This window comes from Hymenobacter gelipurpurascens (genome assembly GCF_900187375.1).
Lineage (GTDB): Bacteria > Bacteroidota > Bacteroidia > Cytophagales > Hymenobacteraceae > Hymenobacter > Hymenobacter gelipurpurascens.
In genome coordinates this window covers 498,873-514,330 of record NZ_FYEW01000002.1, presented here as the reverse complement: position 1 = coordinate 514,330, position 15,458 = coordinate 498,873, and the positions used below count along the sequence as shown (strand labels likewise).

The 15,458-nt window shown below is 57.5% G+C and carries 16 protein-coding genes; 4 read left to right on the top strand and 12 right to left on the bottom strand.

Annotation, left to right across the window (positions count from 1 at the left end):
• Window positions 1-64: 64 nt before the first annotated feature.
• The 12 genes from CFT68_RS13915 to CFT68_RS13860 all read right to left on the bottom strand — a co-directional run bounded on the left by CFT68_RS13915 (window position 65) and on the right by CFT68_RS13860 (window position 11,186).
• Window positions 65-517: a CHRD domain-containing protein gene (locus tag CFT68_RS13915; protein ID WP_088844161.1), complete on the bottom strand. Its 453-nt coding sequence runs from the start codon at window positions 515-517 to the stop codon at window positions 65-67.
• Window positions 518-559: 42 nt separating this feature from the next.
• Entirely contained in the window at window positions 560-1,471 is a 912-nt protein-coding gene (locus CFT68_RS13910) for a DUF5777 family beta-barrel protein (RefSeq protein ID WP_088844160.1), read from the bottom strand.
• Between the two features lie 12 nt (window positions 1,472-1,483).
• The gene (locus CFT68_RS13905; protein ID WP_088844159.1) at window positions 1,484-2,071 is read right to left on the bottom strand and encodes a YceI family protein; all 588 of its coding nucleotides are present in this window, start codon (window positions 2,069-2,071) and stop codon (window positions 1,484-1,486) included.
• A 7-nt stretch (window positions 2,072-2,078) separates the two neighbouring features.
• Entirely contained in the window at window positions 2,079-2,468 is a 390-nt protein-coding gene (locus CFT68_RS13900; RefSeq protein ID WP_141106567.1) for a c-type cytochrome, read from the bottom strand.
• Between the two features lie 41 nt (window positions 2,469-2,509).
• Window positions 2,510-3,400: a hypothetical protein gene (locus CFT68_RS13895; RefSeq protein ID WP_170934808.1), complete on the bottom strand. Its 891-nt coding sequence runs from the start codon at window positions 3,398-3,400 to the stop codon at window positions 2,510-2,512.
• A 148-nt stretch (window positions 3,401-3,548) separates the two neighbouring features.
• Entirely contained in the window at window positions 3,549-4,970 is a 1,422-nt protein-coding gene (locus CFT68_RS13890; RefSeq protein WP_088844156.1) for an outer membrane beta-barrel protein, read from the bottom strand.
• Window positions 4,945-5,541, bottom strand: coding sequence for an RNA polymerase sigma factor (locus CFT68_RS13885; protein WP_088844155.1), 597 nt, complete (start codon window positions 5,539-5,541; stop codon window positions 4,945-4,947). The genes CFT68_RS13890 and CFT68_RS13885 overlap by 26 nt, the downstream gene beginning before the upstream one ends.
• 146 nt (window positions 5,542-5,687) lie before the next feature.
• Window positions 5,688-8,660, bottom strand: coding sequence for a protein translocase subunit SecDF (gene secDF / locus CFT68_RS13880; RefSeq protein WP_088844154.1), 2,973 nt, complete (start codon window positions 8,658-8,660; stop codon window positions 5,688-5,690).
• A 171-nt stretch (window positions 8,661-8,831) separates the two neighbouring features.
• Window positions 8,832-9,200: a hypothetical protein gene (locus tag CFT68_RS13875; protein WP_141106566.1), complete on the bottom strand. Its 369-nt coding sequence runs from the start codon at window positions 9,198-9,200 to the stop codon at window positions 8,832-8,834.
• A 218-nt stretch (window positions 9,201-9,418) separates the two neighbouring features.
• Window positions 9,419-10,048: a uridine kinase family protein gene (locus CFT68_RS13870; protein WP_088844152.1), complete on the bottom strand. Its 630-nt coding sequence runs from the start codon at window positions 10,046-10,048 to the stop codon at window positions 9,419-9,421.
• Between the two features lie 101 nt (window positions 10,049-10,149).
• On the bottom strand, window positions 10,150-10,737 hold the full coding sequence (gene rdgB / locus CFT68_RS13865) for an RdgB/HAM1 family non-canonical purine NTP pyrophosphatase (protein WP_088844151.1): 588 nt from the start codon (window positions 10,735-10,737) through the stop codon (window positions 10,150-10,152).
• Window positions 10,738-10,796: 59 nt separating this feature from the next.
• A complete protein-coding gene (locus CFT68_RS13860) occupies window positions 10,797-11,186 on the bottom strand; it encodes a hypothetical protein (protein WP_088844150.1) in 390 nt (129 codons plus the stop codon).
• 201 nt (window positions 11,187-11,387) lie between these two features.
• Between CFT68_RS13860 and CFT68_RS13855 the strand changes: the two genes are divergently transcribed.
• From CFT68_RS13855 to hemC, 4 genes are all read left to right on the top strand, one after another.
• On the top strand, window positions 11,388-11,633 hold the full coding sequence (locus tag CFT68_RS13855; protein ID WP_088844149.1) for a type B 50S ribosomal protein L31: 246 nt from the start codon (window positions 11,388-11,390) through the stop codon (window positions 11,631-11,633).
• Between the two features lie 202 nt (window positions 11,634-11,835).
• Window positions 11,836-13,074 carry a GlmU family protein gene (locus CFT68_RS13850; RefSeq protein WP_088844148.1) on the top strand — a complete coding sequence of 413 codons (1,239 nt, stop codon included), beginning with the start codon at window positions 11,836-11,838 and terminating at the stop codon, window positions 13,072-13,074.
• Between the two features lie 12 nt (window positions 13,075-13,086).
• Complete coding sequence (locus tag CFT68_RS13845) at window positions 13,087-14,223, top strand: DNA polymerase III subunit (RefSeq protein WP_088844147.1); 1,137 nt, start codon at window positions 13,087-13,089, stop codon at window positions 14,221-14,223.
• 260 nt (window positions 14,224-14,483) lie between these two features.
• On the top strand, window positions 14,484-15,431 hold the full coding sequence (hemC, locus tag CFT68_RS13840; RefSeq protein WP_088844146.1) for a hydroxymethylbilane synthase: 948 nt from the start codon (window positions 14,484-14,486) through the stop codon (window positions 15,429-15,431).
• The last annotated feature ends 27 nt before the right edge of the window (window positions 15,432-15,458 follow it).

Here is a 15,458-nt window from a genome sequence, read left to right as displayed (position 1 = left end):
AGCCCGGCCAATTGGTCGGGCTTCTGTGCGTTTAGGGGGCACTAGGCCACTTTGCATTGGCTGGCTATTTCACCGTAATGTTGCCACGTATCTCGCCGCCCGGAAAGGCAGGTGTGTGCAGATTAGTGTACGTTTCGCCGGCCAGTAGCTTGACCGCATCTGCTTCTGATAGCGTAGCGGTGCCCGAAATGGGGGAGGTGGCTACGCTAGCAAAGGGCACGATGATGGGCCCGTTTACGCCAGGTGCTGCCTGATGAATGTGTCCTGCTGAAGGCGTGATGCCTTGGTACGTAACGGTGTACGTAAGCAGCCGCGTTACTTTATCGAAGCTACCGGTCATGGTGCCGGTGGCGGCAGAAGGAGTAGCGGGCACTTCCTGCTGGGCATTAAGCGTGGCCTGGAGCTGCACGGTGGTGCTGGGTGTGGGGTTATTGTTGTCATCGTCGTCATCATTGCAGGCGGGCACGGCGGCCACTACAAAAAGCAGCATAAACAGGCGAAAGAGGTTGGTTTTCATGATAGGGGTTGAGAAAGGTGAAAGAAGTGCCGAAGCCTGTTGCTAGCGGAAGCTATCAGCAGGCTGCAGCGTGAAGTTGCGGGCTACATTAAAGCCGAAGTAGATGTCGCCCTTGAAGAAGTCGCCGCTGGTGCGCGGTACAAACAGGGGCTCAATCATGCCCTTGGAATTCGTGACGTGCAGCTGAAAAACATGGCCACCGGTCTCGATATCTATGCCGGCCGCCAGGGCGTCGCGTAGGCCACTGGCGCGGGAGTTGGGCAGCCGGTAGTAGTATTCCAGCGTGAAAGCCAGCCGTTTGGTGAGCTTCTGTCGGCCCGCAAACCCCAGCGCATACACGTCGTTGTCATCCGCCTCAGCATCTACCAGATTGCGGTGCACCACCGTGGGGCTGAGTTGCAACGAAAGACTGGAGTTGATTTTGCGCGCCACCAGCGCCTGCCAGGTGTAAGTGAGGCGCCTCGGGAAGGAATGGTCAAACCCCTCATCAGCGTAGCGCAGACTGGTAAGAGCCGTAGCACTCAGCAGCGTAACGCTCACCGGCGAGGCCGCTCGGCCAGTGCTTTGCCGCAGCGCCCGGTATTTCAGGAAGCCATCGAAGGTTTTTTCCAGGGAGCTACGCCCTACACCTACCGTCAGGCGGTCGGTGAGGCCATATTCCAGCCCAAGCCGAATGGTAGCTTGGTCGAGCCCGAAGAAGTTGTAGGCACCACTGTTGAGGGTTCCGAAGCGGTGCGAAATCAGGAAAATCAGGGTGCCTGCGCCAGGCGTTTCTACGGAGTGCCCGTTTACCACGCGCGTGCCTTTGAAGGTGGCCGCTACTGGCTGACGCTGGAGGCTGTCGGTGGTTTGCTGCTCTAGGTCGCGGAGCAGATTATCCTGCGCTAGGCCAGGTTGGGCCACCCCGAGCAGGCCTAGCAGCCCCAGCAGCCGATGAATGGGAGCGTAATGCATAAGGGCTAGGGGTTAGGGTTTGGCAGCTGTATCGCGCACAGGCGCGGCAGCCAGGCGTACACTCACCTGCACGCTTTTGGCAATATGGTCGCGCACGAGGGCCGGAATCTCAATCTTGTATTCGGCGGGCGCTACCGTAAAAGTGGCCTGCACCAGCAGCTGCCCGTTTTGGAGCTGTAGCGTACCCGGTACCCGCACGTGTCGCGTCACGCCATGAATGGTTAGGTCGCCGTCGGCCGTTACTGTTTGGGCCGCGGCAGTTTCGCGCAACTCGGCCGGTTTAGCATCCAGCAGGTGGCCTACAAACGTGGCCTTCGGGTAGCGCTCCGACTCCAGGTAGTTCTCATTGAAGTGCTCCTGCATGAGGCTGCGCTTGAACTGGAAAGACCGAATAGGCAGGCTAAACGCCAACTGACTGGTTTGCAAATCGAGCAGCGCCGAGGTTTGCTGGCTGCGGGCCTCTATATTTTCCAGCGGGCTGGCCGAAAAAAACGACGTGGTGCCGGTGCGCGTCTGATACCGCGCGTCCTGGGCCCAGGCCGTAGTAGCGCCCAGCAGCAAACAGCCCACAAGTGCGAGAAAGCGGGAAAGCGTTTTCATAGGCCAGTTAGTTGTTAGGCATGCCGGAGCGCACCCACTGCCGAATGCGTGCTATTTCACAATCGGAAAGCTTGGGGCCATTCTGGGGCATGGGCGGGTAGCCTTGGGCATGCGTTATCACGCCTACCAGCCGACCATCGGTGGCCACGCGCTGCACCTGGGCGTAGGTTTCCAGGCTTACATCGCCGTTGCGCAGGGCCGTGTTGTGGCAACTCACGCACCGCTGCTGCAACAGCGGTGCGACGGAGGCGGCGAAGGTGACGGCCAATGAATCGCAGGCGGGAGCTGGGGGCGCCTGGCTCAGCAGCTCTTCTGCGCTATCGTAGGTGCAGGCCGACAGGGCTACCAAAACGGGTAGCAGCCATCGGCAGTGGCGGGCTACAGGCGTCAGGGTCAAACGCCTGTTGGCTTGCCAGCCAGCTGAAACGGGTTGCGGCCTCATGGGGTAGCTACAAACCAAACGTCTCCTTCACTTAATAAGCCGTGCCCCTCCACTTGTCCGCGAGTCTGGTTGTCGCCGGCATAGTAGTACAGTGGCTTGCCCTTGTAGGCCAGTTGCTGATTCGTGACGGTACCATCGCCATAAGGGCCTGTATTGTTGGTTGTGCGCGTGATGGTGGTAAAGTCGCTGCCTTTGAGCGCTGTGTGCAAGGTGCGGCTAGCCGTGTAAAAGGGCGGCCATATGGTGGCGCAATTATCCACACAGTTAGTAGGCAGCGTGGTGGGGTTGCGGGCGTCTTTCTGGAACGTGTACAGCGTGCGTCCTTTCGAGTCGATCAGGAAGTTCTTGGTTTCCGATTGGTTAGTGGTTTTGTTGAGGACACTCTTGGTAGCCACCATCAGGGAGTAGGTCGGGTTGACGACATACCACACGTTGCCTACCCCGTTACCGGTAGTCTGGCCGGTGGCTTCGCGGGCATTCTGGCCGTTCACGAGGGGGGCGTAGTAGTACAGCGGCCAGCCTTTGTACACGGTCTGGGGTTGGCCACTAGGCGTTGTATGGGTAGTAAAGTCGCTGGCCTGCAGGTCGCCGCTCACCTGAATGTCAGGCTCATAGAAAATGGGCCAGACGGGCGCGTAACCGCCCGTACATACGTTTTTGCCTTCTACATCCCGGGTGAAATAATACAGGGTATTGCCATCCTTATCGGTCAGGAAAGAGCCCAGATCAGCCGAAGAAGCCAGTTTAATCGTCGGATCAGGCGCGACGGTTTGATCATCCTTGGAATCACTTCCGCAACTGCTCAGCAGTGGTGCCCCACAGAGCAGAAAAAAGGTGAGGAGCCCGGCGGCCCTGCGGGCCACCCGAAGAGGGGAGGAGTAGAACATGGCTGTGCTGGATAAGGGTGAAAGAATAGCGCGAGCTGGCGGCATGAGCAAGCCAGGAAAAGGCATAGTGAGCCTGGGACATCGGTTTTTCGAAGTCAGGCAGTTGGTTTTGATCGGGTCAAAACCTGTTAAAAAGGATGGAAGTGGCCTACGGGGCCAACTTGGAGGCCGGGGCGCGGCCTAGGCCATAGCGTAGGCCAAACAGCAGGCCGGTGCTGCTCAGGCGCATGCGCCCAAACCCAACTCCGCTCAGCGGAACATTCACAAACGGCTCAGCTTGCAACACCCATCGGGGCGCCACGCTGCGCTCATAGCCAGCCGCCAACCGCAGCATTTGCAGGGCTTGGTTGCCGCCATTGGGGCGGCTCCAGGTGCGCTCCAGATACTGCCCGTTTAGCTCATAGTGGTACGTGTACCGCTCGTTGCGCAGAACCAGGGAAGTAAGGCCGGCGCTGGCGTAGAACGAATACGTAGCGCGCGGCAGCAGATCGTAGCGGAAATCCAGCGGAATTTCCAGGATGCGGCAGTTGGCATCTACCTCTTCAATGGGAGTTTTCCAGGTCCAGTAGCCAGCCGGTGGCCGGTAGTCGGAGCCCCGGGCACCATAGCGCTTCACGCTGCGCAATAGGCCAGTGCGCACCCGTAGCCTATCGGTAAGGCGGTACTCCACCACGGCGCCCACCGTACCGCCCGTGCGGAGGCTTGGGCTCGGTAGCACCGCCGATAGCTCAGGGCCGCCCACTACGCCCACCAGCAGGCGGTAAGCAGGACGTTTTGGCCGGGGCGGTGGCTGGCTAGAATCAGCAGGAGAGGTGAGGACGGAAGGCACTGCCGGAGCTACCTCTTGGCAGGCAGCTGTGGCAGTAGAATCGGGGGCGAAGGGAATTGCAGCCGAAACGGGTGGTGCCTCCGTACGTGATGGGATATCTGTCATCGGTACTGCTAGGCCACCAGCCGGTATAAATTGCTCGCCAATTTGTACAGCAGTGGGCTTCTCAGCTGAGGATACAACAACCAAACGGTAAGGGCGGGAGCTGCCCGCTGCCAGACTGGCAACTCCCGCAAACGGCATCTTCGCGCGTGAAATTCGAAGAGGCCGACCTGACCGGACACTGCTGTTAGCGGCAGTGCCAAACGCTTCTGATGTAGCTACTCCATGCTCAGCAACCGACGCTAACTGGCCTAGAGGTATTTCGTGGCTCGCTAGGCCAAGTTCCGGATGCCGGTTGGAGCGAGACGGTGAGGAAGCAATATGAGCTTCATTGCGCGGGTTTATTACTTCGTTGGATGTGGTTGTGGACGATGGCTCTGGCCTACCGGACTGGCCTAGGCCACCGGCATCGGGCATAAGCCATATAGAAAGGAATAGCACCACTACGGCCAGCTCAGCCACAAACAGGCCGGCCACGCGCTGCCACAGTTGCCGGCGCTGGAGCTGCTGGCGCGTTATTTCTTCCAGTTGCGTTTCCAGGCGCAGCCAGCCAGCCATCGGGGCCTCATCAGGGAAGGCCTCGGCACCGCGCTGAAACAGCCGGTCTAGCTCTTCATCTGATATATCCGGCGTACGCATGATGTTGTTGGTGTTTGAGCAGCAGTTTGAGCTGAGCTCGGGCTTTAAATAGATTTGATTTGGAGGTGCCTACTGAAATGCCGAGTTGCTCCGCAATTTCCTCATGAGTGTAGCCATCAATCACAAACAGGTTAAAAACCGCCCGATAAGCCGGCGGCAATTGCCCAATGAAGCCTAGCAGCTCCTCGAAAGAAAGGGTGTCCAGCGGCGAGCAGGTAGTATCGTGCAAATCAGGAGCAGCCTCCAGTTCCGTTTGAAACGCGTGGCGGTTGGCTGCCCGGAAATGGTCGATGGCGGTATGTACCATTAGGCGCCGCAACCAACCCCGGAAGGAACCCACCACATCAGGGAACCGGCTGGCATCAAAGCGCGGCAGCTCCTGCAGCACTTTCAGAAAGCCGTCGTTCACGGCTTCCTGGGCGGCGTCGCGGTCGTGGAGGTAGCGCAGGCAGATACTGAAGGCATAGGCATAGTAGCGCAGATACAGCTGCCGCTGACTGGTCCGGTCTTGCTCCCGGCATCGGGCGAGCAACTCGGTAAAGAGCGCAAGTTCTGAGTCGGGAGTAACCACGGCAACGGAGCGTCTATCTACTAGGCCACTCGGAGCAGCCCACCAAAAGGTTGCCTGAGTATTCAGAAAATTTAATAAAAAAAGCCCGGTCCTCAGGACCGGGCTTTTTACTGGAAAGCAGAGTGGCCTAGGCCACCTGATTCTTATTAACTGTTTGCTGTCGAGAGCTTAGGAGCACCCGCATCGGTAGCGGTATTAAGGTGGGCCTTCTCCTTGCGGCCGTACGTGTCCAGGATCAGCGGAGCCGCAATGAACAGCGAAGAGTAGGTACCGTAGATGATACCGATCAGCATGGCGAAAGAGAACGAGCGCAGCGTTTCACCACCGAATACATACAGTACGCCTACTACTAGGAATACCGTCGTGAACGTAATCATGGTGCGGGAGAACGTGCTGTTTAGAGCGGGGTTTACCACCTGCGCAAACGTGAGGTGCTTATTCTCGCGCAGATATTCCCGTATTCGGTCATAGATAACGATGGTATCGTTCATCGAGAAGCCGATTACCGTCAGCAGAGCAGCTACAAATACCTGGTCCATTTCGTAGTTGACGCCCAAGGCGCGCGCAATGGGGTAAGTTGCCAGCACGAGCAGAGCATCGTGGAACAGTGCCACAACGGCTGCCATGGAGTACTGCCACTTCTCGAAGCGGAACAATACGTACACGAAGATGGCCAGCAGCGTCAGACCCAGGCTTACTACCGAGGTCTTCTTGATGTCATCAGCAATGGTAGCGCCTACTTTGGAAGTGCTCTTAATGGTTGGGTTATTAGCCGCGTATTTCTTGGCTAGGCCAGTCTCCAGCGCGGTACGCACTTGCTTGTCCGCATCGGTGCTTTCGTCGGCTGCCAAATAGCCCGTCGTGATACGCAGACGGTTGGCGTTGCCGTAGGTTTTCACCTCCGTACCGGCTCCGCCGAAGTAGTCCTTGGTCAGCACGTCGCGCACATCGGAAGCCGGAACGGCTTTGTTGAAGTCCACGATAAACTCGCGGCCACCGCGGAAGTCAACGCCCAAGTTCGGGCCGCCTTGCATAGCCATCAGGGCAAAGCCCGTCACGATAACGATAGTGGAAGCGATGTAAGCATACTTGCGCTTACCCACAATATCGAAGTTGGTGCCTTTGAACAGGTGACGCGAAATAGCCGTGTCGAATGTCAGCGAGCTGGCAGACTTGCCTTTGGTCATGCGCTCAATGATGAGGCGCGACACATACACCGCCGACAGGAATGAGGTGAATACACCAATACCCAGCGTGATGGCGAAGTTCTGTACCGGACCCGTACCAAAGAAGCCCAGAATCAGGGCAATGATCAGTGTGGTAACGTTGGAGTCGAAGATAGCCGAGAAAGCACGGCCGTAGCCCTTGGCAATGGCATCTTGCGGCTGCAAGCCGTGGTCGAGCTCTTCCCGGATACGCTCAAAGATCAGTACGTTGGCATCTACCGAAGTACCAATTACGAGCACCAGACCGGCAATACCCGGCAGCGTGAGAGCAAAGGAGAACTGGGCCAGAATGCCCAGAATCAGGAACATGTTGAAGAGCAGGGCAGCATCGGCCACCATACCAGCGCGGCCGTAGTACACGGCCATGAAGATCATGATAATCACGAGGCCAGCCAGCGAGGAGTACAGACCCTGGTTGGTAGCTTCCTGACCCAGCGAAGGGCCTACAACGGCTTCTTCCACAATGCGGGTAGGAGCGGGGAGCTTACCAGCCTTCAGGATGTTGGCCAGGTCTTGCGCTTCTTCAATAGTGAAGTTGCCCGAGATGCTGGAGTTGCCACCGGCAATTTCAGCCTGCACCACCGGAGCGGAGTACACATAGTCATCAAGCACGATAGCTACCTGACGGCCAATGTTGGCCGCCGTCAGCTTCTGCCACTTGCGGCCACCGCCGGGCGTCATTTGCATCGATACTTCGGCGCGGCCACTCATCTGGTCGAAGTCGCCGCGAGCATCGCTGATAACTTCACCGCCAATGGGCGCATCAACACCACCAGCTTTGCGAATAGCATAGAGCTGCAGGTATTCCTGGCCCTCAATTACGTCAGGCTTCACGCCCCACAGGAAGGTCAGGTTTGAAGGCAATACCGCGCGGGTATCGGGGCTGCGCAATACAGCATTTACACGGGCTGTGTCGCGCACATTGGCACCCAGCGTGCCAGGCATCGTGAACAGGGTAGCCAGTACGTTTTTCTTAGGAGCAGCCGAATCGGTTTTGGCCGTAGCGGCGCCTTTCTTGGCGAGCTGGCTGGCCAGGGAAGTTGAGTCGCCGGCTGCAGCTTTCGTGGTGTCGGTAGTAGCGGTAGTGTTGGCAGCAACCGGAGCCGTAGTGGCTTCCTTCGCGCTCAGCACGTCGTTGAGCTGGTTCAGGTAAGGGGCAAACTCATCGGTACGCCACACTTCCCAGAACTCCAGCTTGGCCTGGCCCTGCAGCAGCTTACGCACGCGGTCGGGGTTATCGACACCGGGCAATTCTACCTGGATGCGGCCCGTGCCTTTCACCCGCTGAATGTTGGGCTGGCTGGTGCCGAATTTGTCGATACGGGAACGCAGGATGTTGAACGAGCGGTCAATGGCTTCCTCAATCTCCTTGTTGATAGCGCCCAGTACTTTCGCATCTGTCGAGTTGATGTCGATGTTGCGGCTCTTGTTCAGCGTGTTGGCAAAAATAGAAGCCAGCTTGCCGTTCGGCGCCGCGTCGCGGTACGTCTGGGCAAACAGGGTGGTGAAGGGTGTAGAAGGGTTGGTCTTCTGCAGCTCCTGGGCCTGGGCAATAGCCTTATTGAAGGCGGGGTCTTTGGAGTTGGCCGACATAGCCCGCACAATTTCCACTGGCGATACTTCCAGCGTCACGTGCATACCACCGTTCAGGTCAAGGCCGAGGCCTAGCTCCGAAGTGCGCACATCTTTATAGGTAAGCGGGCCGAACACGGGCGCGCGCCATACCGAGTCGAGGTAGTGCTGGCGCTTAGGTTCCACGAGTTTGCCCCCGCGGCTGGCGTAGGCCACCGCGTCGCGCTGCACCCCTCGGGATACGAAGGTGAGCGTCAGGAAGTAGATGCACAACGCCGACACAAGTAATGTCAGCGTAATGACGAGTCCTTTATTTCGCATTAGTTAAAAAGTAGGTATTCTAAAATCCGGTGAAGGCTGATGCGGCGCGGCGGAGCTACTGAAAGCATGGGTTGATGCGGCTGTAGGCCAGTAGTTCCGGGCCGCATCAGCTACGGCAGGAAAGCAAGGTGGCCTAGAAATACATCTGCTACTCAGCAGATCAACTCCGCACTAAGGCGCGTGCGGCGACAGGGCGGCAACAAGCAGCCGGCTACGGAACAAATCCGGTACGGCGCTGGGACGGGGCTGCGGCGCTACTAAGAGGGCTCGGAGCGAATGAAATCCTACCTGCGGAACGGGTAGGGGAAACCAGGCATCAACCGCCGGCGCCAGGAAAACACCCAGCGGCGAAGTTGCTTCGAATGTTACACGCTGCTTTACTACCGCGGCCCGCGGGCCAGCATCTACCCGCGTAGCCTTGCCGGCCGGCACCATCCGCAGCGTGGCTACGGCTTGGTGGTTCAGCGACAGCACAAACAGCACCGTGGCTGTGAGCAGCGCGAAACGCAAGCGAGGGAAAAAAGCGGATAGTAAACGCAACAGTTCAGAGGTAAGGAATACAAATATACCTTTTTGACCCTCCCGGCGCAAAGTATCCTGCAACAGTGGCCTAGATGATAGGTTTGAGGTGCTCCTTGGAGCGTAAATGAAAGTGCGTGAAAGCAACTAAATTGTGCAATCAGCTAGAATAAAAAAAGCCCTGCCGCTACCCAAAAGGCAACGGCAGGGCTTTAAAATCTTAGAGCGCTAGGCCAGTATTAAGAGGCGTTGGCGGCTATTTTACCCTTTAGATATCCCACCAGCACATCCAGACCGCGCTCGAAATGGCGGTTGTTAGGGATGATAATGTCGGCGTCGTGCTTGAAGGGCTTGATGTATTTCTCGTAAGTGGGCGCTACGTGGTTGGTGTAGCGGTACAGCACGTCTTCCAGGTCGTAGCCGCGCTCATCCCGGTCGCGGACGATGCGGCGCTGCAGTTTCACGTGCTCCCGCGCATCGATATACACTTTCAGATCCAGCAACTTGGCTACCGCCTCAAAGTAAAAGACAAAGATGCCTTCTACTACTACAATAGGAGCGGGCCGGAATACTAGCTCGGAAGGCGCTACATTGGGGTTGTTGAACGTGTACTCCTGGCGGCGCACTTCCAGGCCTTGGCTGATGCGCAATACGTCGGCTGCGTAGGCCTCTGAATCGATGCTGGAAGGGAGGTCGAAATTGGTGACACCTTGGGAGTCAACCTGCTGGCTTTCACGCGGATGATAGTAGTTGTCCTGGGAAATCAGGCAAATATCTTCTTCGGGAAACGAAGCCAGTAGCCGGCGCAAAAAAGTAGTCTTACCGGAGGCGCTACCGCCCGTGATACCGACGATGAAAGGGTGTTGCATTGGGGGTGGGAATAGGCCCGTACCGGCGGGGCCAACCCTGCAAAAGTAAGAAGTTTGGCGCTCAGTCGGTGAAAACCCAGGGAAACCAGCCCGCTAAAAGTCTATTTCAGGCGCAGGTTCAGGAAGCGCACCAGCTTCTGTACGGCCCGGCTACGGTGGCTAATACCGTTTTTTTCGGCCAGCGTCATCTCTGCAAAAGTGCGCCCGTTGCCCTCAATCGGACAAAAAACCGGGTCGTAGCCGAAGCCCTCGTGCCCGCGCACTTCTCCTACAATGGTGCCTTCTACCACGCCCGCAAATTCCTGCACTTCCTCGCCCGGCAGCACCAGCGCTATCACGGTGCGGAAGCGGGCGGAGCGGTCGGAGCGGCCCATGAGTTCCTGCAGCAGCTTCTGCACATTATCCTGGGCAGAGCGCTGCGGCCCCGCATACCGCGCCGAGTACACGCCGGGCTCCCCGTTCAGGGCCGTCACTTCCAGGCCCGTATCATCGGCGAAGCAGGCCACCCCATAATGGTCCCACACATACTGCGCCTTCTGGCGGGCGTTGCCTTCCAGCGTATCCTGCGTTTCTGGCAACTCCTCCTCGCAGCCAATATCCGCCAGACTAAGCAGCTCGATAGAAGCTGGCAAAAGCGGCTGGATTTCGTCGAGCTTATGGGCATTGTTAGAGGCGAAGCAAAGGCGCATAGGAGGGAAGTGGGGAGAGAAGTAGAACGTCAGAGTATCGGGTGTAGGCCACTTACAGGCTACCGGAACATCGATTTGATGGTGCTCCAGGAGCGTTCTACGGCACCCGGTGTACTGTCTGGGGAAGTTTGAAATGGCTCCTGCCTGGCCTTGGGGCGCACCTCCAAGCGGTGAGAAAAGGGGCTGCTCAAGCCATGGTAGGTGCTCTGGCCTCTGTACTCGTACTGCGACTGGTTGGTGGGCTCCAGGCTGGCCAACATGTGGAACGCAGGCGAGATGGTGGCCTTACGCAGCACGGCATATTGTTGCTTGTCGCTGTCACTGGGTGCTTTCCAGCCCAACCTAGTAGTGCCAGCATAACCGGTCTGAAATAGGCCAGTTAGGGCGCTGTAGGCCAGTAGGCCACTACTGCCAAGCAGCAAAAAGCACACAAAGCATAGGCGGATCATAGGCAAAGCAGGGTAGTAGAGCCGGGTAGATATAGATAAAGTAGCGGCCCAAACATAAGCAATTCCAAGAGCCTGGGCGGGGGTAAGAGGTTGCATAGGCGGAAAAGTTGGCTTACATTTTTGATATTCGAGCGTAACATGTACTTTTGCAGTCCCTTCCGCAAAATCGGCAGGCACTCAGGTACAAACGGTATTATACCCATGAAAAAGGACATCCACCCCGAGTATCGCGAAGTTGTGTTCCAGGACACTTCCAGCGGCTTCAAATTCGTCACCCGTTCGACGATGAACTCTAGCGAGAACATCACGTTGGAAGATGGCAAGACTTACCCCGTTATCAAGGTGGAAGTTAGCAGCGAATCGCACCCCTTCTACACCGGCAAAAACGTGCTTCTTGACACGGCTGGCCGCGTAGAGAAGTTCCGCAACCGTTACCAGAAGAAGTAGTCTTCCCTGACTACTGGCTGATAGCCGTTTGCTTGTATAAAGAAGCTCCTTTCAGCAATGGAAGGAGCTTTTCTATTTTCTGCTATACGTACCTCGCTAGTCGTATTTTTGCGGGGTACTACCGCGTATGCGTGTAGCTTCGTGCTGGTAAGTGGCCTAGGCCACTGCTTTTGCGCTGTACCTGCTAATCTCCTTGTTTGCTATGACCATCCTGCTTTTCGACGACCCAGCTATCCGGCCGCGCCTGCTTCCGTTCACCTTCACGCGCCCGGTGGCTGCGTTGCGTTGCGGTATCCTTACCATTGCCGAAAAATGGCAGATCCGGTTGGGCAGCGAGCAAGTGGGTTACCTAACGGAAACGTATCTGCAAGCCAAGTTCCCGGCCGGCCCTACGCAAGGCCCCGCCCTGATTATCAATGGCGCCGTGTGCCCCGATGACGTACTGGCGCAGCAGGTACAGGAGCTGCAGCCCGGTGAGGCACTGTTTGACGAAGAAATGTTGGTGGCGGCTCACCTCTTCGATGCCTCACAAGTAGCAGAGCTGATCCAGGATGGCTTCCAGAAAACGCGCGACGTGGTGGAGCCCGTGACGGTTATCCGGGAGGTGTGGCACCTGTTTCTGCGCAACGGCGCCGAAATCCGCCGCGACTTCGACCTGCTCACGAAAGGCCGTCAGTCGCAGCCCGTGAACGATGCGCATACCATCGTGTACGCGCCGGAAAACATCTTTATTGAGGAAGGCGTGAAGATTCGGGCCGCCATTCTGAACGCTGAGGATGGGCCCATTTACCTCGGCAAAAACAGCCAGGTGCACGAAGGCGCCATCATCAAAGGCCCACTGGCCCTGTGCGAAGGCTCCCACATCAACTCCGGCGCCAAAATGCGCGGCGACAACACCGTAGGCCCCTTCAGCAAGGTGGGCGGCGAAGTCGGCAACAGCATTCTGCTTGGCTTCAGCAACAAAGGCCACGACGGCTACCTCGGCAACTCCGTGATTGGCGAATGGTGCAACCTGGGCGCTGATACCAACACCTCGAACCTGAAGAACAACTACGCCCCCGTGAAAATCTGGAGCCATTCTTCGGGCCGATTTGTGAATACCGGACAGCAGTTCTGCGGCCTGATGATGGGCGACCATAGCAAGTGCGGCATCAATACCATGTTCAACACGGGCACCGTGGTAGGTGTGGGCGCCAACATCTTCGGGGCCGGTTTTCCGCGCACCTTCATTCCGAGCTTCAGCTGGGGCGGTGCGGCCGGTTTCGAAACATTCCGCCTCCCCAAAGTAGCCGAAGTAGCCGAGCGCGTAATGGCGCGCCGCCACCTGGCCTACGATCAAACGGAACAGGAAATCATGCGCCATGTGTACGACGCCACGGCCAAAGACCGGGTGTGGGAGCGAGTGGCGCCTGCCGCGCCAGAAGCAGGAGTGCAGCTTTAGAAATTTATACGAATGCGATTTTCTGATATTCCCGGCCAACAAGGTGTGAAGCAGCTGCTAGTGCAGTCGGTGCAGCGGCAGCATGTGGCGCACGCGCAGTTGTTTCGTGGGGCCGAGGGCTCGGCGGCGCTGGCGCTGGCACTGGCCTACGCGGCATTACTCAACTGCGAAAACCGGCCGGCGGAAGCAGAAGACTCCTGCGGCCACTGCCCGAGCTGTCAGAAAATAGATAAGCTGATTCATCCCGACCTGAACTTCATTGTGCCCGTCACGAGCACGAAGGCAGTGCCCAAGGATGCCGTCAGCAGCAAGTTTGCGGCCGACTGGCGGGCTTTTGTGCTGGAGAATCCCTATCAGGGCCTCAACGACTGGATGCAGCACATCGGCGCCGATAACAAGCAGGGCAGTATCTCCAAGGAGGAAAGTCTGCAGCTGCTGAAGCTGGTTTCGTTGAAGGCGTTTGAGGCCAAATTTAAGCTGGTGGTAATCTGGCTCCCGGAGCTAATGCACCCAGCGGCCTCCAATGCGGTGCTGAAGCTGCTGGAAGAGCCGCCACCGGCCACCGTGTTTCTGCTGGTGAGCAATGCGCCGGAGCAACTCCTGCCCACCATCATCAGCCGCGTGCAGCCCGTGGTAGTGCGCCCACTTTCGGAGCCGGAGCTTACGGATTGGCTGTACCAAGAGCACCAAGTGCCCGAAGCCAAGGCCCGCCAACTAGCGCAATTAGCCGAGGGAAACCCCGGCGCAGCGCTAGCCGCCAAAGACGCCGCCAGCGCCGACAACGACTACTTTACCTTCTTTGCACGCTGGATGCGCTTGTGCTACAGCAACAACGTAGGCGATATGCTCAGCATCAGTGACGAATTTCAGAAGCTGGGCCGCGAGAACCAGAAGGAGCAACTGCAGTACTCTCTGAGTCTGCTGCGCAAGGTGCTGCTGTTTGGCCTCGACCCAAAACTGGTGCCGCACCTGCCCGCCAGCGAGCAGCAGTTTGTGCAAGGCTTCAGCCGCTTCGTGACGCCCCGCAATGCCGACCCTATAACCCGCGAGTTGAATGAAGCGCACTATCATGTAGAGCGCAATGCCAACCCGCGCATGGTCTTCATCGATACCTCGCTACGGGTAGCCGAGCTGCTAAAAGTGGCCTAGAAAGCGCGTATGGGTCAAAAATACAGCTTGGTCAAAAGCTATAGTAGGTGCTAAATGTGCTATAGTCGCCTGTAAGGAAAAGCACCTTGTATCTTTGTCAGGGCGTCTTTTGCCAAGGCCATTTTCTGCTTGCTTCTGGAAGGAAGTAATAAAGGGATTCCCCAAAACAAGCTGTGGAACCTGGCCTATGAGAGCGACTGTTGCCAGTCGGTTATCCAAATAAACACGACTTTTTTTAATTTCTAACGCGAAATTCTCTCTTGAAAAAGCCCATCCGCATCGGAACGCGCGGCAGCAAGCTGGCCTTGTGGCAAGCGCACCACGTAGCCGCTCGTCTGGAGCAGGCCGGTTTGCCTTCTGAAATCGTGATTATTACTACCCGCGGCGACGTGGTGCTTGACCGCTCTCTGGATAAGATTGGCGCGAAGGGCGTATTCACGGAAGAGCTAGAGGAAAGCCTGCGCACGGGCCATATTGATATTGCGGTGCACAGCGCCAAAGACGTACAAAGTTCTATTCCGGATGATTTGGAGCTGCTGGCTTTCATGGAGCGTGAGCAGGTGAACGACGTCATTGTAAGCTTCGACGAGAGCCTCGACCTGCAGCGCCCAGACCTGATATTGGGCACCAGCAGCACGCGCCGCAAGGCCATGCTCAAGCGCTTCCTGCCCCACGCTGCCACCGCCGAGGCCCGTGGCAACCTGCAAACCCGCCTGCGCAAGCTAGAGGAAGGCCAATACCATGGCCTGGTACTGGCCTACGCGGGCGTGCACCGCATGGAATACGATGGTTTGATTCGCTACATCCTGCCCGAAACCCAATACATTCCGGCCACCGGGCAGGGCAGCGTAGCCATTGAGTCGGCGCGCAACCTGGAGCCCGCTTTAAAAGCAGAACTGAAACGAGTACTCGACCATCCGGCTACGCACATCTGCCTGGCAGCCGAGCGTGCTTTCCTGCGCACGATGGAAGGCGGCTGCAGCATCCCCTCTTTTGCACTGGCTACTCTTATGGCAGACGGCAAAGTGCATCTGCATGGCGGCCTCATCAGCCTCGATGGCCAGCAGTTCATTGAGGAAAAGCAAACGGCACCAGCCACAGAGGCAGAAGGCTTGGGCATCGGCATTGCGGAAACAGTGCTAGCGCGCGGCGGCCAACGGATTCTGGATGATATCCGGCAGGTCCGGGACGCCGAGAATGTGGCCTAGACGCCAATGGTAATCAGCTATAAACCA

Excerpts from the sequence above, each read along its gene's own strand:
- CFT68_RS13895 (WP_170934808.1), bottom strand. The coding sequence starts at position 3,400 with ATGTTCTACTCCTCCCCTCTTCGGGTGGCCCGCAGGGCCGCCGGGCTC.
- CFT68_RS13855 (WP_088844149.1), top strand. The coding sequence starts at position 11,388 with ATGAAAAAGGACATCCACCCCGAGTATCGCGAAGTTGTGTTCCAGGAC.
- CFT68_RS13910 (WP_088844160.1), bottom strand. The coding sequence starts at position 1,471 with ATGCATTACGCTCCCATTCATCGGCTGCTGGGGCTGCTAGGCCTGCTC.
- CFT68_RS13860 (WP_088844150.1), bottom strand. The coding sequence starts at position 11,186 with ATGATCCGCCTATGCTTTGTGTGCTTTTTGCTGCTTGGCAGTAGTGGC.
- CFT68_RS13870 (WP_088844152.1), bottom strand. The coding sequence starts at position 10,048 with ATGCAACACCCTTTCATCGTCGGTATCACGGGCGGTAGCGCCTCCGGT.
- CFT68_RS13915 (WP_088844161.1), bottom strand. The coding sequence starts at position 517 with ATGAAAACCAACCTCTTTCGCCTGTTTATGCTGCTTTTTGTAGTGGCC.
- secDF (WP_088844154.1), bottom strand. The coding sequence starts at position 8,660 with ATGCGAAATAAAGGACTCGTCATTACGCTGACATTACTTGTGTCGGCG.
- CFT68_RS13850 (WP_088844148.1), top strand. The coding sequence starts at position 11,836 with ATGACCATCCTGCTTTTCGACGACCCAGCTATCCGGCCGCGCCTGCTT.
- rdgB (WP_088844151.1), bottom strand. The coding sequence starts at position 10,737 with ATGCGCCTTTGCTTCGCCTCTAACAATGCCCATAAGCTCGACGAAATC.
- CFT68_RS13890 (WP_088844156.1), bottom strand. The coding sequence starts at position 4,970 with ATGCGTACGCCGGATATATCAGATGAAGAGCTAGACCGGCTGTTTCAG.
- CFT68_RS13845 (WP_088844147.1), top strand. The coding sequence starts at position 13,087 with ATGCGATTTTCTGATATTCCCGGCCAACAAGGTGTGAAGCAGCTGCTA.
- CFT68_RS13905 (WP_088844159.1), bottom strand. The coding sequence starts at position 2,071 with ATGAAAACGCTTTCCCGCTTTCTCGCACTTGTGGGCTGTTTGCTGCTG.